This window comes from Tenacibaculum agarivorans (genome assembly GCF_001936575.1).
Lineage (GTDB): Bacteria > Bacteroidota > Bacteroidia > Flavobacteriales > Flavobacteriaceae > Polaribacter > Polaribacter agarivorans.
Genome location: NZ_MSMP01000007.1, coordinates 134115 through 151937, shown reverse-complemented (window position 1 = coordinate 151937; position 17823 = coordinate 134115). Strand labels below are relative to the sequence as shown.

The window sequence follows — 17823 nt, the reverse complement described above, 5'->3', positions numbered from 1 at the left end:
TGAAATAAAAACGAATAGTAACTAAAATGAAAGAAAAAATACAAGCAGTTAAGGAATTTCATACCGCTTTTGGTTTGGGGATGCATGAAGAACCAAAAGTAAATATTGGAGATGACAGAAAATTACTCCGTTTTAATTTAATGAAAGAAGAAAATGAAGAGTATTTGGAAGCTGTACAAAATAATGACTTAGTAGAAACTGCCGATGCTTTAGGGGATATGCTTTATATTTTATGTGGTACTATTATAGAACATGGAATGCAATATAAAATAGACGAAGTTTTTAATGAAATTCAACGTAGTAATATGAGTAAATTAGGAAAAGATGGCAAGCCAATATACAGAGAAGACGGTAAGGTTATGAAAGGGCCTAATTATTTTAAACCCAATATTAAAGCGATTTTAGAAAAGTAGAATCTATTTTACAAAGAAGAAAATGAATCTTAAAAACTAGAAAGATTCATTTTCAAAGTCAGTTAAATCAGGGGAAGCTATTTTATTAAGAGCTTCCTTTAATTGTTTAAAGCTGCTCACCATTTTTTCTATGTTACCATCTTCATCAACAATAAGATGGGTGGGGTATTGTTTCGCTTCAATTTTGTCTGTCATAAAAACCTTTTGATCTGCAACTACAGGATATCTAAACTGTTTTTTGGTCAAGAATTTTTTAAGTTTTTCAGCTTTGTCAAAAGCTAAACTTAGGAATATAACATCTTCATATGCTTCATATTCGTCATAAAGTTTGTTTAACTCAGGAAATTCTTCAACACAAACTTTACAATTGATAAACCACAGCTTTATAATTAAAATTTTTCCAGCTGTACTTGTGCTTGAAAAGCGAGTGCCATTTAAGTCTACAAAATTAAATTTAGGAAACTTTGTTCCTTCTTTTTTAAAGTAAGTATAAGCTACGTTAGCGCTTCTTTTTATAGAATCTCCAATTTGTTCTTGGGTTTCATCAAGTTCATATAACTGATACATCTCATCACTAGATGAAAGTTTTACAGGTGCATAATCTCCCGAAGTAAGTTCTGTTAAAAAGAATTCTTTTTCTACTTCCTCACCATCAATATCTATAGGGATAAAGTCAGCAGATAAGTTGATGTTTTCCTGGTAGTAATCTTTCCAATTTTCATAAGATTCTAAAAACTTATCTAAGTCATCAGGAAGCATTTCATTATCTGGAGAAGCATTTGAATCTCCACTTTCTTCTGTGTTTATAACGGTACTATTATCCACTACATTAGGTGTAGTCTGATTATTCGATATCCCGTCTAAAATTGGATCTTTTTTGTCAATAACATTTGTTAACACATAATACGTTACACAAAATGTTACCCCCATTGTAAGTATTGTAGTAAGTATATTTTTCATTTTCTAATCCCTGTTCACCAGAAGACAAATATATGAAAAACCTTGACAAATGTTAAGTTATAGCTATTAATTATTAGCTGTTTAACTCACTTTTATTCTCCAATTATGAGGGTCTTCTTCTATGTTGTACTGAATATTAGTTAGTTTTTCTTTAAAGAAAGAAGCATAAGAATTGTCTAGTTTTGGTAAGTCAAACTCTTCATTTGAATGGCTAAATCCTATGATAGGGTTAATTACAGTCGCAGTACCCGTACCAAAGATTTCTAATAATGTATTACTTTTTGCAGCTTCTTTTATTTCCGTTACTGTAACCTGTCTAACTTCAACTTCAATGTTATTATCTTGTGCTAATTGAATAACAGATTTACGAGTAACACCATCTAGAATCCTGTCATTATTAGGAGCGGTAACTAGTTTATCTCCAATTCTAAAGAAAACATTCATGGTTCCAGCTTCTTCAAGATATTCATGTGTGTTAGCATCTGTCCAAATAATTTGCTGAAATCCTTTTTGATGTGCTAAGCTTGTAGGATAGAACTGAGAAGCATAATTACCAGCAGCCTTAGCGAAACCAACACCTCCATTAGCAGCTCTACTAAACTTTTCAGCAATCAATACTTTTACCTCGCCAGCATAATAAGACTGAGCAGGAGAAAGTACAATCATGAATTTATATTCTTGTGCAGGAGAAGCAGAAATAGCTCCTTCAGTAGCTATAACAAATGGGCGAATGTACATTGAATTACCCTTTCCCTTTTTAATCCAATCAGTATCTATTTTTAATAACTCTTGTAAGCCATTAAAAAAGTATTCTTTAGGAAAAGCAGGCATAGCCAAACGTTCTGCAGATTTGTTTATACGCTCATAATTTTCTTGAGGTCTAAAAAGAAAAATATCATCATTTTCATCTTTATAAGCTTTCATTCCTTCAAAGACAGCCTGTCCATAGTGAAAAACTCTTGCAGAAGGAGGCACAGAAATATTTCCATAAGGTTTAATTACTGGAGTTTGCCATTCACCATTTTTAAAATCACATTCAAACATGTGATCTGTAAAAACAGTTCCAAACGTTAAATTATCAAAATCTACTGTTGCTATTTTTGATGCTGTTACCGGAGTGATTTTAAGGTCTGAAGATGAGCTCATAAAACTAATGTTTGATTCTAAACAAATGTACAAAATAGAGATCACTTAAAATTGAAATAAACAAGTAAAACCTAGACAAAATTGTATCTTTGCAGTATTGTGATTTTAATTATTTATAAATGAGAATTTTAACTATATTTTTTTTGATTGGTTTTTTAGCTATTCAATCGTGTAAATCTAAAAAAGAGACAGATAAACAAGAGCCACAAACTGAATACAAATTATTTGGAGCTAAATTAAGTGAGAACCAAGCAGTGTCTAAAGAAGAAATATATAAAAGTTATAGCACATTAAAAATAGGGGATACTCTTAACGTCAAATTCACTTCTACAATCAATGAGGTATGTTCCAAAAAAGGATGTTGGATGAAATTACCTTTAACAGAGAATGAGAAGGTGATGGTACGATTTAAAGATTATGGTTTTTTTATGCCTTTAGATAGTCAAGGAAAAGAAGTAATTGTAGAAGGAAAAGCTTTTGTAAAAGTTACTCCTGTAGATGAATTACGTCATTATGCTGAGGATGCAGGTAAATCGAAGGAAGAAATTGAAAAAATTACTGAACCTAAAAAAGAAATGGCTTTTTTAGCTCACGGTGTTTTATTAAAATAAGTTGAAAAGAGAAATCATAATAACTTCTGATGGTTCTACAACCATACATCTACCTGAATGGAATGAGCAATATCATTCTAAACATGGGGCAATACAAGAAGCTTACCACGTTTTTATTAAAAATGGTTTAGAACAAATTGATTTAGAAGAGTTGTCTATTCTAGAAATAGGATTTGGTACTGGTTTAAATTGTTTTATTACATTTTTGGAGAGTAGTAAAATAATAAATTATGTGGGTGTAGAAGCCTACCCAGTAGGAAAAGAGGAAATAGCTAAGCTAAATTACGTATCTGAATTAAAAGCTGAATCGCAAGAGCATATTTTCAATTTGATTCATACTATTCCTTGGGAAGAACAACAAAAAATTAGCAATAGTTTTTTATTGACTAAACGCGAACAGTTTTTTGAAAAAATTGAAGACGAAAATACATTTCATTTAATTTATTTTGATGCTTTTGGGGCTAGAGTACAGCCAGAATTATGGACTGAAGCTATTTTTAAGAAAATGTTTTTAGCCTTAAAGAAAGATGGAATTTTAGTTACTTATGCAGCAAAAGGAAGTGTAAGAAGAGCTATGGAAGCGGTGGGGTTTTCTGTAGAGAGATTACCCGGCCCTCCAGGAAAAAGAGAAATGTTAAGAGCTATTAAATATTAAAATTATATAGATTAAAATATGAAGTTTCAAAAACGATTTGGAAATAGAAAAAGATCGAATCCTAAAAAAGGATTGTTTTTAATAGTATTGCTGGCTATAGCACTATATCTATTTTTTAATGCCGAAAAAATTTTAGGACGTCTTTTATAATGAAACCTTTTAAATTTAAAGAGTTTGTAGTCCATCAGGACAAAGCAGCGATGAAAATAGGAACTGATGGCGTCCTATTAGGTGCTTGGTGTTCTATAGAACAATTTCCTGATTCTATTTTAGATATAGGTTCTGGAACTGGTGTAATAGCATTAATGTTGGCGCAACGTTCAGATGCTATGACTATTGATGCAGTAGAGATTAATGATGAAGCCTATGAACAAACTGTTGAAAATTTTGAAAAGTCAGATTGGGGAGATCGTTTGTTTTGTTATCATTCTTCATTTCAAGATTTCAGTAGAGAAATGAATGAAGAAGAAGAAACATATGAGCTTATTATTTCTAATCCACCATTCTACAATGCAGATTATCAAAGTGAAAACGAAGCTAGAAATAAAGCAAGATTTACTTCATCTTTATCGTTTAAAGAGTTGTTGCAAGGAGTTTCCTTACTATTATCAGAAAATGGAACTTTCTCAACCATAATACCATTTCAGGAAGAAAAAGAATTTATTGCGTTAGCTAAGACATTCAATTTACAGATGAATAAAGTTTGTAGAATTAGAGGAAATGCAGAAAGTGAATTGAAAAGAAGTTTGTTAGAATTTTCTTTTCACTCAAAAGATATTATAGAGGAGGAATTAATTATTGAAAAAGAAAGGCATCAATATACTGATGCCTATGTCAACTTAACTAAAGATTTTTATTTGAAAATGTAATTCTTCAAATACTTACTACTAAATATCTAGAGTTAAATTCCAAGTTTGTAATAATAGCTGTTAGATACTACATAAGTTGATCTAACAGGTTTTCAGTAAAGTTTATAAGGGACTGAATTTTTTCTTCATTATAAGCATTTGGATGTGCATTATTAAAAGCCCCTCTATCATTATCAAAATAAGATCCAGATTTATCATCATATTGTTCAGATATAGCTAAATCAGAAAGGATTTCAGCTCCTTTATCAGCTGATGACCAATGATTCCCGTAAGCTTCTTTAACCATTTTAGTATTTAGTAAAGAACCAGGATTAACAGCAATCGTATTTATTTCTTTGTTCTCTTTTGCAAAGTTAAAACTCCACATAGTTAACGCAAGTTTACTTTCTGCATAAGCTTCTTGGGTTGTTAAATCAGTTTTACCCGCTAAAGCTTCAAGAGAAACTTCTGCTTGGGCTGCGGAACTAAGATTGATAACTCTTGGCGCGTCACTTTTTTTAAGTAAAGAAATTAGCTGTTGTGTAAAAATATAAGGAGCTAAATAGTTTACAGTAAATCTAAGATCTAACCCTAAATTATTTTTTGATGTTGAAGTTTTAAATACTCCAGCATTATTAATAAGCACATCAATGTGTATTTGCTCATCATTTATTTTTTGCCCTAGTGTTATCACCTGATGTAAATCTGAAAAATCACAAGTATATCCAAAAATATTTGGGTTTTTACTGAGCTCTTTAAGTTCTCCAATAGTATGATTTACTTTATCAATATTTCTACCGTGAATATAAATATGATGCCCATCTTCAGCTAGCTTTCTAGCAGTAAGTTTACCAATACCATCCGTACTACCTGTTATAAAAATATTTTTTTTCATGCTTATATATTTAAAATTAAAAAAACTAACCGTCCTGGATATTTCTAGAATTACAGAACAAAGAGCTAATTTTTATAGGAGAAAAAAGGGTTATTTCCAAGTTACAATATTTTGTAAATCTCTTCTTGTTTTTGGATGTGCTGGCTCTTGTTTTCTATAACCGAATGCTACCATGTAAGATAGACCATATTTTGTAGTGTCTACTCCAAACTTTTCTTGTAATAAAGCCTCAGTTTTTTCTTGATGAAAACCTTCTATAGGACAACTATCTATACCTACTAAAGCAGCAGAAGTCATCATATTTGCCAAAGCAATGTAAGTTTGTTTAGACGCCCAATCAAATAATTTCTTATCACTGTCTAGTAAAAAATCTCTTTCTTGGAATTCTCTATAAAATTTAGAGTACATTTCAATCACATCTTCAGGTAATTGTTTTACATCTTTCATCATATGGCTAATGTATTCTGCATCCCATTTAGTCATTGGGGCTTTCATGCTTAAACCTAAAATAAAATGACTAGCTGTATCTAATTTTAAAGGAGCTCCCCAAGCAACTGGTTTTAGAGATTCACGTAGTTCGGTATCTTGAACAACAATAAAATGCCAAGGCTCAAAACCAAAAGAACTAGGTGATAAATTAGCCGTTTGTAAAATGAAATTAATATCTTCTTCAGATAATTTTCTGGTAGAATCAAACTCTTTAGTTGCATGTCTAAATTGAAAAGCATTTAGAATGTCTTCTTTTGAAATTGTAGGTGTACTCATAATTGTTTTATACTATAAAAATTATAGTTACAAAAATATTTATAGTTTTGTAGTTTTACAATAACGGTCAAAAAGGATAGTATAAAATTAAAAGAGTATGCATACATTTAAAGGTAAGGAATATCCCTGTTGTACAAGCTTAACTATGGGAATTATTGGAGGAAAGTGGAAAACAGTAATCTTATTTTACTTGATTGGAGGAAAGTTACGATATAGTGAATTACGAAAGAAAATGGGATCAGTTACTGAAAGAACGTTGAGTTTGCAATTACAACAACTTCAGGAAGATGGCGTAATAGAAAGGAAAGTATATTATAACAAACCTCCATTAAAAGTAGAGTACTCGCTAACCGAATTTGGGAAAACATTAATTCCGCTTTTAGAAAACATTGCTCAATGGGGAGATTATGCTCTAGAACATCATGCTAAAAACTAGAGGTAAGTTATTATTTTTTAAAGAGTGTTTCCACAATAATTTGTGCAGCTTTTTTACTTCCTTTTTTAGAAGGATGAAATTCATCCGGGCCATAGTACGAATAATCATTGTTTTCTTCTATGTGTTCTTTCCAATGTTTCCCTACAGGAAGTAGAATAGCATTATTAAGCTTAGCAGCTTCAGTATGATTTTCAATTACCTTTTCAAAGGTATGATAATACATTAGAGAAGGCCAAACCATAAAATAACACAATTGAATTTTATTAGCCTCACATAGTTCAGCATACTTTTTCCCATAATCAATTAACATTTTTTTACCTGCTTTTTGAGAAGAAGGACCTTGTTGTAAAATCAAAAAATCAAACTTTTGAGATACAATTAATTTTTGAACTTTTCCGTCATTCCAATGATCTTCAATAGCATAATTAGGAAAAGTAATTGTTTTCGTTTTAATATGAATTTCCTTATGCTTTTTAGCATATTTAGTGATCAGTTTAGGTAAATTGTTATAATAAGTTAGGCTATTACCAACAAATAAAACTGTATAATCTTTTTTATATTTTTCCTGAGAGAAAATAGTAAAAGAACTGAATAGAAATAAAGAAAGAGTAATAAGATAATGCTTCATGAGAAAAATAAATAACGATAGATAAGGCAAACTACAGCTAAAGTTTTGTCATTTAAATATAAGATTTATTTAGAATTTATCTTTCACTTCCTTAGGAATAAGAATCTTAGGTTTAGACTTATCCTAAAAAGCTTGTGATCTGGATTTAGTTTTTCATTTTTTGCTACACTTTAAATCTGTAGGGTAGGAGTTTTTAATATCAAGTTGTTGTATTAACATGAAAGAAGTTTTTAACATAAAACAAAACCCAATTATGAAAAAAATGATGAAAAATTTGTACACGGTACTTATACTGTCTTTAGTTTTAATATTGTCTTCATGTGAAGATAATTCAGGACTAGAAATTACACAAGAAGATGACGCTATAGCTGCTCGATTAAATAGTAATGAGTGTTCTTGGTTCTTAAATGCAATAAAATTAGATGTAGACATAGATATAGATCAACTTTTAAAAATTGATTTTTCAAATAATGGTATTCAAGTTTTCAATAAAATAGCTGAAGCTTTAGATGAAGGAACTTGGGAAGTAAAAGACGGTAAGTTAATTATCGCTAACCTAAAATCAATTTTTGAACCTTTTAATGGAGAATGGGAAATAGTTGAAGAAAGAATAGGGTATATTAAATTACAAAAAGGGGAAACTATAATAGAATTTGAAGGAGAGTGTAAATCAGATGATGATGCAGCGTTAAAAGCAGAACTTTTAAATGAATCATGTCGTTGGTTTCCGCACAGATTAAAGCCAGAAAGTGATGCTAATCTTGAAGGACTGACTATTGATTTTTCAGGAAATAATATACATGTATATAAAGATGATAAAGTAGTTGATGAAGGAAGTTGGGAATATGTAGATGGAAAAGTAGAGTTTTCTAATTTGAGTGCAGTTTTAGAAGCTTATAATGGTAGTTGGAGTATTGTTGAAGACAGAAAAAGATACCTAAAATTAGAAAAAGACGATGTATTGATCGACTTCGAAAGCGAATGTAAAAATGATGATGATACTAATGATGCAGTGTTAAAAGCGAAATTACTAAACGAATATTGTCTATGGGTTCCTTCTAGAGTAAAACCAGAGAGTGATGCAAATCTTGAAGGTTTACGTATTGATTTTTCAGGAAATAATATTCATGCATATAAAGACAATGCAGTAGTTGATGAAGGAAGCTGGGAGTTTGTAGATGGAAAAGTAGAGTTTTCTAATTTGAGTACTGTTTTAGAAAATTACAATGGTAGTTGGAGTGTTGTTGAAGATAATGAAACCTATTTAAAACTAGAGAAAGATGACGTACTTATTAATTTTGAAGCTGATTGCAGCTATGGAGATGATACAGCAGAATTGAAAGCTAACCTTTTAGCTGATTCTTGTCGTTGGTTCCCTCATCGTTTAAAACCAGAAAACGATGCTAACTTAGAAGGGTTAACTATTGATTTTTCAGGGAACAATATTCATGTATATGATAGTGAAGAAAATGTTGTAGATGAAGGAAGTTGGGAGTATGTAGATGGAAAAGTAATTTTTTCTAATCTTTCTCAAGCATTAGAAGGATATAATGGGAAATGGTATATAGTAGAAGATAGAGAAGGGTATTTAAAGCTGGGGAAAGAAGATATTCTTATCGATTTTGAAGCAGAGTGTGAAGCTGCTGAATAAATTAGGAATATGTAATGTTTGTGTATGCAATTAGATCAAAACTTTTGATCTAATTGCATTTTTTTGTTTATCCAATTACACCTTCAAGGTTATAACCTAAATAAGGAACTTTCTTTTCAATAAAGTGGATTCCGTAATCTTCTAATTCCTTTAAAATAGGTTCATAAACCTCTTTTTTTATTGGAAGTTGAACACCAGATGAAGAAATTTCACTATTTAAAATTTTCAGCGTAGCCATAGCTACAGGTAAACCAACAGTTTTTGACATAGCAGTATACGTTTGATCATCTCCTTTAATAACCATACTGCTTTCAATTTGATGTTTTCCTGTTGCATCTTCGTAACCAAATTTATGATGCATTACAATCATATCTTTATCTTCAGGCTGAAGTGTCCAAGAATCCATTAATATTTTTTGAAGAATTTTCGCAGGCGAAGCATCTACTAATCCAATTTTCTTCTCAGGATTAAATAGATCAAGCTCTAAAAACTTTTCCCACATAATATCATCCTGATCAATCTTTAAATAAGATCTAAACTTTAACTCTACAGAATCTGAAGGAGAATATGCTAAGAATAAGTTTGTAAAATCTCTGTAACTCATATGTTCAGAATTTTCTATAGTATAGGTGTCATCAGTCATACCTAACTGTACAAACACGTTCCAAGCTCTAGAAAAACCAATTTTTCTTATTGTACCTCTATACATGGTTGCAATATTATCTAAACCATAAATACTTCTGTATTTTAAAGAATCTCTATTTGCATATGCTTCAAATTTCCCGCTACCATTTACCTGTAAAAATTCTGTCCTTCTAAATAATTTATGATAAGGGATATATTTATAAGTCTTTTCTTGTATAAATTTAGATGCACCACCTTGGCCTGCTAAAACTACATTTCTAGGATTCCAAGTAAACTTATAGTTCCATAAGTTTGTATCACTTTCAGGAGCAACAAGACCACCACAAAACGACTCAAATAATAACATTTCAGCGTCTTTTTCTCTGATTTTATCAATTACTTGCATTGCACTCATATGATCAATACCAGGATCTAAGCCAATCTCGTTCATAAAAATCAATCCATTATTTTTGACTTCCTCATCCAAAGCTTTCATTTCTTCAGAAATATAAGAAGCGGTAACCATGTGTTTTCTGTACTCAAGACAATTTTTTGCCACCTCAATATGTAAATGAGCAGGTAACATAGAAATAACAATATCAGCCTCCTTAACAGCATTTATTCGTTCTTCTTCATTGAAAACATCTAATGCTATAGCTTTTGCATTGGGATGATTGTCTATTTTTCTTTTGGCATTCTCTAATGAAATATCACCAACTATGAGTTGTAATTTTTCATCTATTGATTTTTCTAATAAGTATTTTATTAAAGAAGAGCTAGATCTTCCTGCACCAATGATCAATATTTTTCTCATAAAATAAAGCAGTACTTTTGTTAATAAGGATTAAAATCCAGTTATTTTAGTTTGAAATTTAACAAATATACTAAATATGTATAAAAATTTAACAATAGTATCATTAATTGGAGTACTTGCGATCATTTTAGGAGCCTTTGGAGCACATGCTTTAAAAGAAACATTATCCGCCGAAGCTTTGAATAGTTTCGAAACAGCTGTGAGATATCAGATATATCATGTTATATTACTATTACTAATTAATTTACATAAAGTTTTTTCAGGTAAGGAGAAGCAAATACTCACCTATATATTTTTAATTGGATTGCTATTTTTTTCAGGTTCAATTTATCTTATTTATTTAGCAAAAATACCAGCTAAAACAATCTGGTTCATTACTCCATTAGGAGGTTTGTTATTAATTATAGGTTGGGTATATCTAGCTTTACTTTTCCTAAGGAAGTCAAAGAAAAATTAAAAAAAATACTTCAATCTGTTTAAACAAAAAGACTTACTTTTGTCAAAAATATAACACAACTTAAAAAACGTAGAGATGATAAATCCTGATACGAAAACGATTTCGTTAGAAACTCTTGGAATCAAGAGTACAACTGTTCGTTATCAGTTAACTTCTGAAGAGTTACACAATCTAGCTATCGAAAAAGGGCAAGGTAAAGAAACTGCATTTGGAGCTATTGCTGTAAATACAGGTGAATTTACAGGAAGATCGCCGATGGATAGGTTTATTGTAAAAGATGATATAACCAAAGATGAGATTTGGTGGGGAGATATAAACATCCCTTTCGAATCAGAGAAGTTTGATGCTTTATATACTAAAGTAACAGCATATTTATCAGATAAAGAGATTTTTGTTAGAGATAGTTATGCGTGTGCTGATGAAAATTACAAACTGAACATTAGAGTAGTTAATGAGTATCCTTGGAGTAACATGTTCGCTTACAACATGTTTTTAAGACCTACTGAAGATGAATTAAAAGATTTTTCTCCAGAATGGACTGTAATTAATGCACCAGGTTTTATGGCTGATGCTGCAATAGATGGTACTCGTCAACATAACTTTGCTATTTTAAATTTTAGTAGAAAAATAGCTTTAATTGGAGGAACAGGATATACAGGAGAAATTAAAAAAGGAATTTTTTCTGCGTTAAACTTTATCCTACCGGTATATAAAAATACATTACCAATGCACTGTTCTGCAAATGTTGGTAAAGAAGGAGACACTGCTATTTTCTTTGGATTATCAGGTACTGGTAAAACTACTTTATCTACTGATCCAAATAGAAGTTTAATTGGAGATGATGAGCATGGTTGGACTTCAGAGAATACAGTTTTCAATTTTGAAGGAGGATGTTATGCTAAAGTAATTGATCTTTCACAAGAAAAAGAACCGGAAATTTATGGGGCAATTAAAAAAGGAGCTATCCTTGAAAATGTGATCATGAATGATAAAGGTGAAGTTGATTTTGCAGATACTTCAATTACTCAAAATACACGTGTAAGTTACCCAATTCACCATATTGAAAACATTAAAGTACCTTCAATAGGTGAAAACCCAAAAAATATTTTCTTCTTAACTGCAGATGCTTTTGGAGTATTGCCTCCAATTTCAAGATTAACACCAGCTCAAGCTGCTTATCACTTTATTTCTGGTTACACAGCTAAAGTTGCAGGTACAGAAGCAGGAGTTACTGAGCCACAGCCTAGTTTTTCGGCATGTTTTGGAGCTCCTTTTATGCCATTGCACCCAACACGTTATGCTGAAATGTTGAGTAAGAAAATGAAAGAAGCAAACGTAAATGTATGGTTGGTAAACACTGGATGGTCTGGTGGTCAGTATGGAGTAGGAAAGAGAATTGCTTTAAAATATACTAGAGCAATGATTAGTGCAGTATTAAATGGGGATTTAGGAGACTATACATATGAAGATTACCATATCCACTCTGTATTTGGTGTAGCACAACCTAGAAAATGTCCAGGAGTTCCAGATAGCATTTTAAGCCCTAGAACTACTTGGAATAACGATAAAGCATATTACGATACAGCGTTTAAGTTAACTAATGCATTTAGAGAAAACTTTAAAAAGTTTGAAGAATTTGCAAGTGAGGAAATTAGACGCGGTGGTCCTCAACGTTATGGATATTAAAATTAGATAGTTATCAGAAAAAAAGGATTGTTCATTGAACAATCCTTTTTTAGTTAATGCTGATGAGATGTAAACTCTAAAGATCGAATATTGGACTCAAGAGAAGTGATATTAGATTTTAATGAATTAATATCTGACTCTAAGGAGTTTATTGTGCTAAAAGAAATTCCAAATCCTTTAATATCATCAATATTGTCTTCATTTTCTTCAACTTTATCTTCTAGCTGTTTTATATATGAGTTTAAGGAACGATTGTAGTATTTAATTTCTGATAGTTCATTGTCTATAGTTTGTATTCTCTCCTGTAGTAACTGAATAATTGAATCTTTAACGTTAGGTGTATTGGTAGATTTCAGTTCTACTTTTTTAGGCAATTGATAAGCCCCAATAATACATAATGTTCCTATAATGATAGTCTTAGTCATAAGTAGTAGTTTTATTAAAAATCAATACAAAAATTATTCCATTTTAATCTGTTTTTACTATTTACAAAGTGAGAAAGTAGAAGCATTTTTAATTACTTTTACTACAGTAAAAATATTCTTATGATCATTCAAGGTAATATAGTTGATATCCAAACACAAAACATTTTTAAAGGAGAAGTTGTCGTTGAAAATGGTAGAATTCAAGAAATTCGAAAAGCTACTCATAACGTAGAAAATTATATATTACCAGGTTTTGTAGATGCACATATTCATATTGAAAGTTCAATGTTAGTACCTTCGGAATTTGCTAAAATTGCAGTAATTCATGGTACAGTAGCTACGGTTTCTGACCCGCATGAAATAGCTAATGTTTTAGGAGTAGCGGGAGTAGATTTTATGATTGAAAACGGGAAAAAAGTTCCATTAAAGTTCAATTTTGGAGCGCCATCTTGTGTGCCTGCTACTACTTTTGAAAGCGCAGGAGCAATTATTGATGCTGAGGATATTAAAAAAATGATGGAAAATCCAGATATTAAATACCTCGCTGAAATGATGAATTACCCCGGAGTGATTTATCAAGATAAAGAGGTATTACAAAAAATTGCCTGGGCGAAACATTATAAGAAACCAGTTGATGGTCATGCACCTGGTCTAAGAGGAGAGGATTTAGATAAGTATATAGCTGCAGGAATTTACACTGATCATGAGTGTTTTACTTATGAAGAAGCTTTAGAGAAGCTGCAAAAAGGAATGAAAGTAATCATTAGAGAAGGAAGTGCAGCCAAAAACTTTGAAGCATTAATTGATTTGCTTCCTGAATATTATGAACGAATGATGTTCTGTTCAGATGATAAACATCCAGATGATTTATTATTAGGACATATCAATCAATTATGTGAGCGCGCAGTAGCAAAAGGTATAGATGTATTTAAAGTGTTAAAAGTAGCATGTATAAATCCTGTTCAACATTATAATTTAGATGTAGGGTTACTTAAAGTAGGTGACTTTGCTGATTTTATTGTAGTTGAGGATTTAGAAAAATTCAAGGTGTTAGAAACTTATATTAACGGAGACTTAGTGGCTAAAAATGGAACTTCTTTTGTTTCATCAACTGAGTTTGAAGTATTGAATAATTTTAATACGGATATAAAGAAGGTTACTGATTTTGAATTTCATTCTGCTGCTGAAAAAATTCGTGTTATCGAAGCTTTAGATGGAGAATTAGTGACAAATGAAATAGAAACAAATTCATTGATTAAAGGAGGAAATCTAGTTTCTGATATCGACAATGATATTTTGAAAATGACTGTGGTAAATCGATATAAAAATGCTGAACCTGCTATTGCATTCATTAAAAACTTTGGATTGAAAGAAGGTGCCATTGCAAGTTCTGTAGGTCACGATTCCCATAATATCATTGCAGTAGGAGTTTCTGACGAAGCCATTTGTAAAGCTGTGAATTTATTAATTGAAAACAAAGGAGGTATTTGCGCAGTCAATAATTCAGAGGAGAAAGTAGTGGCTTTACCAGTAGCTGGAATTATGAGTGATCAGCCTGCTGAGATTATTGGAAAAGCATATGCGGAGTTAGATCAGATGGCTAAAGAAATGGGAAGTGCACTAAGAGCGCCTTATATGACCTTGTCTTTTATGGCCTTATTAGTGATTCCTGCATTAAAACTTTCTGATAAAGGATTGTTTGATGGAAATACGTTTAAGTTTACGTCTTTGGAAATAAAATAAATGAAGCCATTTTAAAAACTAACGTTCCGAATTTTTTATCTGTTATATAACAGGTAGACATCGCTAAAATCTAAAATGCCAATGATGCGAATCTACTAAAAGTAAATTTTCGAATTGAGTAAGTTCTTTTAAATAGCTTCATTCTTTAGAAAATAAAGCTCGTTTATGAATCTATTTTATACTATTTAACAGCATCTAATTTGAATATAGAGCCTTTTACTTCCACATCATCATGATGTTTTCCTAAGAATGTAAATCCACCTTTACCATCCCAATCCGCTTTTAATGCCATGTTTGCTTCAAAAGGTAATTGTAAAGGAGTTAATGGATTGCTATTAGGGATACTTCCAGTAATGTTGATTAAGCGTGCAATGCCTCCTAATCCAGCAGGATAGGTACTTCCAGATACCTTGCCAGAATATGTTTCTTTAGTTGCTCCGTCTGTAATTGTTACATTTCCATTTACAGTATGCTTTTCAGAATCCACTAATAATGAAAATTCAACCATTGTATCTAATGGATTAGCTAAGAATCCCATAGATCCTTTGTAGTAGAGTGTTTCTGTTTTTGTTACTACTGATGTCATAATTATTTAAGTTTAGTTAGTTAATTTTTGAAATAAACTCATTAGTGGTTTATTGTTGAGGTAAAACTACATTGGAATTGAGAGTAGAAAGATTAAAATGGAATAAGAGTGGAAATCTATTCCATAAAAATGGAAAAAAAAGTAACGAAAAATAAAACCTCCTTTGTAATCAAACAAAGAAGGTTTCTTATGTATAAGAACCTGTTTTTACCGAGTTTAAACAAGTTCACCTTTTTTTAGAGCTTCTGCTTTAGCAGCTTTATAGGTCTCGCTATCTAAAACTTTCACAAAAGGATCCCAGTAATAATACCCTAAACTTACACCTTCATTACTCATAATTTGAAAAGTCACGGTGTACTGAGCGGTACCATTTGCAACTACAGAAGAAACAAAATCAGTTTGTTGAACAATCTGGTACCCTGGCTTACCTGCTTCTGTGTAAATATGTCTTGTTGTTAGTGTAGCCGCAGGCGTACTTAAAGAATGAGAATTAGAATTCACTCCTATACCAGAAATAATTGCATTAAACTGTAAACCTGAACCTGGACAAGTAAGCTCCCATTGAATAGTGTCTCCAACATTAGCATCAATAGTTAATTCAGATCCAGCTCTAGTAGTGCTATTTGAATCAACAAAACCTTGTGCAGTAATCATATATACATAAGAATCTGATTGGCCCCAAGAACCTAAAAGAGTTGGTACTTCTTTTGTTCCTCTTGTAATTCCACTACTTAAAATAGTTTCTACATCTATTACGCTTAAAATATTAATTGTGTTTGGCATAACGGTTAATTTTTATTTTCCTACTCGTAAGGCTTTTCGGATTTCGCCTCGTTTTTTTTAGTGGGAGCTGCTCCACAAAAGGTAGTTAGATTAGTTAAAATAAATAAGCTAGCGTGTTATTTCTGATATAAAACTACATTGAAATTTAGAGGAAAAAGATTAAAATGGAACAAGAGCGGAAATCAATTCCATAAAAATGGAAAAAAGAGGAATAATATTATATTCAGAAGTAAGCGTTCTTGAAAATATACTCATTTCATTCATTTAAAAAGAATAGAATAAATATTGTTAAAATTGATTTAAAAAGCTATTTTTAAGAAACTTAAATAGCCAAAATCATGTTAAAAAACATCTCTAAACTAGGAACTATTTTAAATAAAGAAGATCAAAAATCAATAAAAGGAGGTTGGACGCCTTGTGGAGGTTCAATGTGTTGTCGTACCTTACCTAACGGCTATGTATTAAGAGAACCTTGTCGTTGTTTTTGGGCAGGTTGTATTTTATTATAACAGAAAGTAGTAAAGAATATTACTAATTCACAAAGATCTCACAGACTAGATTAAAAGACACTGTGAGGTCTTTTACTTTTAATAAAAATAGTTTGATAGGGGTATATATTAATTCGATTTAAGAAGTTATTTTTTTGATTAGTAAATGACGTCATTACGATGAACGAAACATAGTGAAGTGAAGAAGTAATCTGTTCATTTAAGAACGAAGATCTTGTTTTTTTAAGACAAAGATTGCTTCCCTTCTCCTTCTCTTTCCTTCGAGAACCTCAGGAAACGTTCAGGGTCAGTTCGCAATGATATTCTTATTTACTAGGGGTTTCAAGGTAAAATTATGTCAAACTCATCTTAAATAAAATATTTAGAGTAACAATGCTGCTTTAAACCATAAACCTTAACTGATATCATTTCAGCGTACGCACTTTTTTAATTAAATCTTTGTAGCGCTCACTTAAGGTAACATGATGCTTTCCTTGTAATTGAATTAGATTATCTGAAGGAACTATTTCTTCAATTTTATTGAGATTCACAATATAGTTTCGATGTGTTCTACAAAAATTATTCGGATCTAAGAGTTTTAAAATTTTAGTTAGAGAGATTAAAATGACAAACTTTTCCTTTTCAGTAATAATATTACAATATTTCTCTTCTACTTCAATATAGATAATATCAGATAATAATACTTTTTTTAATGATTTTCCTTTTTTAATAAATAAATTATCATTGCTAATCACAGTATCTTCTTCATCTGTAATGAATACGTCTGTTTGTTCATAGAACTTTTCAATAGCCATTTCAATGGCATATAAAACCTCCAATTCATTAAAAGGTTTTAACAAAAAACTAAATGGTTTGGTCAATTTAGCACGTTCAAATATTTGTCGATCTTTAGAACTAGTTAAAAACACAAAAGGTTTAGCTGCTTCAGGTACAGTAGTGATCGTTTCTGCAAACGTAATGCCTTCTGGAACACCATTTAAAAAAATATCAATAATTAAAATATCTACCTTTTTTGAATAGAATAAATTAAGTGCTTCTTGAAAACTTTGAGCAACTCCAACAACGTTATAATTATTTTCTTCTAATAGTTTAATGAGTCTTGTACTCTCAGTAACAGTATCTTCAATAATTAACACGTTAATTTTATCCATTTAGTCGTAGTTTTAGGTAAATATACGATCATTTTTT

At 30.9% G+C, this 17823-nt stretch carries 21 protein-coding genes; 11 read left to right on the top strand and 10 right to left on the bottom strand.

All coding sequences use genetic code 11. The features are described 5' to 3' along the window. Nucleotides 1-26: 26 nt before the first annotated feature. Nucleotides 27-413, top strand: coding sequence for a pyrophosphohydrolase domain-containing protein (locus tag BVC87_RS07160; protein WP_075341680.1), 387 nt, complete (start codon nt 27-29; stop codon nt 411-413). Between the two features lie 36 nt (nt 414-449). On the opposite strand, the gene BVC87_RS07155 is transcribed toward BVC87_RS07160, so the two are convergent. Both BVC87_RS07155 and BVC87_RS07150 read right to left on the bottom strand, forming a co-directional pair. Further along, nucleotides 450-1373 (bottom strand): TlpA family protein disulfide reductase, encoded by a 924-nt coding sequence (locus BVC87_RS07155; protein ID WP_075341679.1) that lies wholly within the window; start codon nt 1371-1373, stop codon nt 450-452. An 81-nt stretch (nt 1374-1454) separates the two neighbouring features. Then, nucleotides 1455-2519 carry a branched-chain amino acid aminotransferase gene (locus tag BVC87_RS07150; RefSeq protein ID WP_075341678.1) on the bottom strand — a complete coding sequence of 355 codons (1065 nt, stop codon included), beginning with the start codon at nt 2517-2519 and terminating at the stop codon, nt 1455-1457. A 119-nt stretch (nt 2520-2638) separates the two neighbouring features. Between BVC87_RS07150 and BVC87_RS07145 the strand changes: the two genes are divergently transcribed. Genes BVC87_RS07145 through BVC87_RS07135 form a run of 4 tightly spaced genes read left to right on the top strand, consistent with a single transcriptional unit; the run spans nt 2639 to nt 4654 of the window. Further along, nucleotides 2639-3130, top strand: coding sequence for a DUF4920 domain-containing protein (locus BVC87_RS07145; RefSeq protein ID WP_075341677.1), 492 nt, complete (start codon nt 2639-2641; stop codon nt 3128-3130). A 1-nt stretch (nt 3131) separates the two neighbouring features. Beyond that, complete coding sequence (mnmD, locus tag BVC87_RS07140; protein WP_075341676.1) at nt 3132-3785, top strand: tRNA (5-methylaminomethyl-2-thiouridine)(34)-methyltransferase MnmD; 654 nt, start codon at nt 3132-3134, stop codon at nt 3783-3785. An 18-nt stretch (nt 3786-3803) separates the two neighbouring features. Beyond that, nucleotides 3804-3935, top strand: a complete 132-nt coding sequence (locus tag BVC87_RS23855; RefSeq protein WP_262509522.1) for a hypothetical protein — start codon at nt 3804-3806, stop codon at nt 3933-3935. Next, a complete protein-coding gene (locus BVC87_RS07135) occupies nt 3935-4654 on the top strand; it encodes a tRNA1(Val) (adenine(37)-N6)-methyltransferase (RefSeq protein WP_075341675.1) in 720 nt (239 codons plus the stop codon). The genes BVC87_RS23855 and BVC87_RS07135 overlap by 1 nt, the downstream gene beginning before the upstream one ends. A gap of 67 nt (nt 4655-4721) precedes the next feature. Here the strand turns inward: BVC87_RS07135 and BVC87_RS07130 are convergent, their stop codons facing one another. Both BVC87_RS07130 and BVC87_RS07125 read right to left on the bottom strand, forming a co-directional pair. Continuing rightward, entirely contained in the window at nt 4722-5528 is an 807-nt protein-coding gene (locus BVC87_RS07130; RefSeq protein WP_075341674.1) for an SDR family NAD(P)-dependent oxidoreductase, read from the bottom strand. Nucleotides 5529-5618: 90 nt separating this feature from the next. Then, nucleotides 5619-6293: an NAD(P)H-dependent oxidoreductase gene (locus BVC87_RS07125; protein WP_075341673.1), complete on the bottom strand. Its 675-nt coding sequence runs from the start codon at nt 6291-6293 to the stop codon at nt 5619-5621. A 97-nt stretch (nt 6294-6390) separates the two neighbouring features. Here BVC87_RS07125 and BVC87_RS07120 point away from each other — a divergent pair, with 97 nt between their 5' ends. Continuing rightward, nucleotides 6391-6729: a winged helix-turn-helix transcriptional regulator gene (locus BVC87_RS07120; RefSeq protein ID WP_075341672.1), complete on the top strand. Its 339-nt coding sequence runs from the start codon at nt 6391-6393 to the stop codon at nt 6727-6729. Between the two features lie 10 nt (nt 6730-6739). On the opposite strand, the gene BVC87_RS07115 is transcribed toward BVC87_RS07120, so the two are convergent. After that, nucleotides 6740-7357 (bottom strand): SGNH/GDSL hydrolase family protein, encoded by a 618-nt coding sequence (locus tag BVC87_RS07115; RefSeq protein ID WP_075341671.1) that lies wholly within the window; start codon nt 7355-7357, stop codon nt 6740-6742. A 262-nt stretch (nt 7358-7619) separates the two neighbouring features. Here BVC87_RS07115 and BVC87_RS07110 point away from each other — a divergent pair, with 262 nt between their 5' ends. After that, nucleotides 7620-9008: a hypothetical protein gene (locus BVC87_RS07110; RefSeq protein ID WP_143569736.1), complete on the top strand. Its 1389-nt coding sequence runs from the start codon at nt 7620-7622 to the stop codon at nt 9006-9008. A gap of 67 nt (nt 9009-9075) precedes the next feature. Here BVC87_RS07110 and BVC87_RS07105 read toward each other — a convergent pair whose 3' ends face one another. Further along, nucleotides 9076-10446: a saccharopine dehydrogenase family protein gene (locus tag BVC87_RS07105; RefSeq protein ID WP_075341669.1), complete on the bottom strand. Its 1371-nt coding sequence runs from the start codon at nt 10444-10446 to the stop codon at nt 9076-9078. Between the two features lie 76 nt (nt 10447-10522). Between BVC87_RS07105 and BVC87_RS07100 the strand changes: the two genes are divergently transcribed. Both BVC87_RS07100 and pckA read left to right on the top strand, forming a co-directional pair. Continuing rightward, complete coding sequence (locus BVC87_RS07100) at nt 10523-10903, top strand: DUF423 domain-containing protein (protein ID WP_075341668.1); 381 nt, start codon at nt 10523-10525, stop codon at nt 10901-10903. Nucleotides 10904-10978: 75 nt separating this feature from the next. Then, nucleotides 10979-12589 (top strand): phosphoenolpyruvate carboxykinase (ATP), encoded by a 1611-nt coding sequence (gene pckA, locus BVC87_RS07095; protein WP_075341667.1) that lies wholly within the window; start codon nt 10979-10981, stop codon nt 12587-12589. A 53-nt stretch (nt 12590-12642) separates the two neighbouring features. Here pckA and BVC87_RS07090 read toward each other — a convergent pair whose 3' ends face one another. Then, nucleotides 12643-13014: a coiled-coil domain-containing protein gene (locus BVC87_RS07090; protein ID WP_075341666.1), complete on the bottom strand. Its 372-nt coding sequence runs from the start codon at nt 13012-13014 to the stop codon at nt 12643-12645. Between the two features lie 120 nt (nt 13015-13134). On the opposite strand from BVC87_RS07090, the gene ade reads away from it, so the two are divergent. Beyond that, nucleotides 13135-14757: an adenine deaminase gene (gene ade, locus BVC87_RS07085; protein WP_075341665.1), complete on the top strand. Its 1623-nt coding sequence runs from the start codon at nt 13135-13137 to the stop codon at nt 14755-14757. Nucleotides 14758-14938: 181 nt separating this feature from the next. Here ade and BVC87_RS07080 read toward each other — a convergent pair whose 3' ends face one another. Next, entirely contained in the window at nt 14939-15343 is a 405-nt protein-coding gene (locus BVC87_RS07080) for a DUF1842 domain-containing protein (RefSeq protein ID WP_075341664.1), read from the bottom strand. 216 nt (nt 15344-15559) lie between these two features. Next, nucleotides 15560-16126: an AidA/PixA family protein gene (locus BVC87_RS07075; RefSeq protein WP_075341663.1), complete on the bottom strand. Its 567-nt coding sequence runs from the start codon at nt 16124-16126 to the stop codon at nt 15560-15562. Between the two features lie 338 nt (nt 16127-16464). Between BVC87_RS07075 and BVC87_RS23365 the strand changes: the two genes are divergently transcribed. Continuing rightward, a complete protein-coding gene (locus tag BVC87_RS23365; protein ID WP_159439330.1) occupies nt 16465-16635 on the top strand; it encodes a hypothetical protein in 171 nt (56 codons plus the stop codon). 404 nt (nt 16636-17039) lie between these two features. On the opposite strand, the gene BVC87_RS07070 is transcribed toward BVC87_RS23365, so the two are convergent. Next, entirely contained in the window at nt 17040-17786 is a 747-nt protein-coding gene (locus BVC87_RS07070) for a LytR/AlgR family response regulator transcription factor (protein ID WP_075341662.1), read from the bottom strand. Nucleotides 17787-17823: the final 37 nt, after the last annotated feature.

Excerpts from the sequence above, each read along its gene's own strand:
- pckA (WP_075341667.1), top strand. The coding sequence starts at position 10,979 with ATGATAAATCCTGATACGAAAACGATTTCGTTAGAAACTCTTGGAATC.
- BVC87_RS07155 (WP_075341679.1), bottom strand. The coding sequence starts at position 1,373 with ATGAAAAATATACTTACTACAATACTTACAATGGGGGTAACATTTTGT.
- BVC87_RS07070 (WP_075341662.1), bottom strand. The coding sequence starts at position 17,786 with ATGGATAAAATTAACGTGTTAATTATTGAAGATACTGTTACTGAGAGT.
- BVC87_RS23365 (WP_159439330.1), top strand. The coding sequence starts at position 16,465 with ATGTTAAAAAACATCTCTAAACTAGGAACTATTTTAAATAAAGAAGAT.
- BVC87_RS07150 (WP_075341678.1), bottom strand. The coding sequence starts at position 2,519 with ATGAGCTCATCTTCAGACCTTAAAATCACTCCGGTAACAGCATCAAAA.
- BVC87_RS07120 (WP_075341672.1), top strand. The coding sequence starts at position 6,391 with ATGCATACATTTAAAGGTAAGGAATATCCCTGTTGTACAAGCTTAACT.
- BVC87_RS07125 (WP_075341673.1), bottom strand. The coding sequence starts at position 6,293 with ATGAGTACACCTACAATTTCAAAAGAAGACATTCTAAATGCTTTTCAA.
- BVC87_RS07105 (WP_075341669.1), bottom strand. The coding sequence starts at position 10,446 with ATGAGAAAAATATTGATCATTGGTGCAGGAAGATCTAGCTCTTCTTTA.
- BVC87_RS07160 (WP_075341680.1), top strand. The coding sequence starts at position 27 with ATGAAAGAAAAAATACAAGCAGTTAAGGAATTTCATACCGCTTTTGGT.
- BVC87_RS23855 (WP_262509522.1), top strand. The coding sequence starts at position 3,804 with ATGAAGTTTCAAAAACGATTTGGAAATAGAAAAAGATCGAATCCTAAA.
- BVC87_RS07110 (WP_143569736.1), top strand. The coding sequence starts at position 7,620 with ATGATGAAAAATTTGTACACGGTACTTATACTGTCTTTAGTTTTAATA.
- BVC87_RS07100 (WP_075341668.1), top strand. The coding sequence starts at position 10,523 with ATGTATAAAAATTTAACAATAGTATCATTAATTGGAGTACTTGCGATC.
- BVC87_RS07135 (WP_075341675.1), top strand. The coding sequence starts at position 3,935 with ATGAAACCTTTTAAATTTAAAGAGTTTGTAGTCCATCAGGACAAAGCA.
- ade (WP_075341665.1), top strand. The coding sequence starts at position 13,135 with ATGATCATTCAAGGTAATATAGTTGATATCCAAACACAAAACATTTTT.
- BVC87_RS07130 (WP_075341674.1), bottom strand. The coding sequence starts at position 5,528 with ATGAAAAAAAATATTTTTATAACAGGTAGTACGGATGGTATTGGTAAA.
- BVC87_RS07115 (WP_075341671.1), bottom strand. The coding sequence starts at position 7,357 with ATGAAGCATTATCTTATTACTCTTTCTTTATTTCTATTCAGTTCTTTT.
- BVC87_RS07145 (WP_075341677.1), top strand. The coding sequence starts at position 2,639 with ATGAGAATTTTAACTATATTTTTTTTGATTGGTTTTTTAGCTATTCAA.
- BVC87_RS07090 (WP_075341666.1), bottom strand. The coding sequence starts at position 13,014 with ATGACTAAGACTATCATTATAGGAACATTATGTATTATTGGGGCTTAT.
- BVC87_RS07080 (WP_075341664.1), bottom strand. The coding sequence starts at position 15,343 with ATGACATCAGTAGTAACAAAAACAGAAACACTCTACTACAAAGGATCT.
- BVC87_RS07075 (WP_075341663.1), bottom strand. The coding sequence starts at position 16,126 with ATGCCAAACACAATTAATATTTTAAGCGTAATAGATGTAGAAACTATT.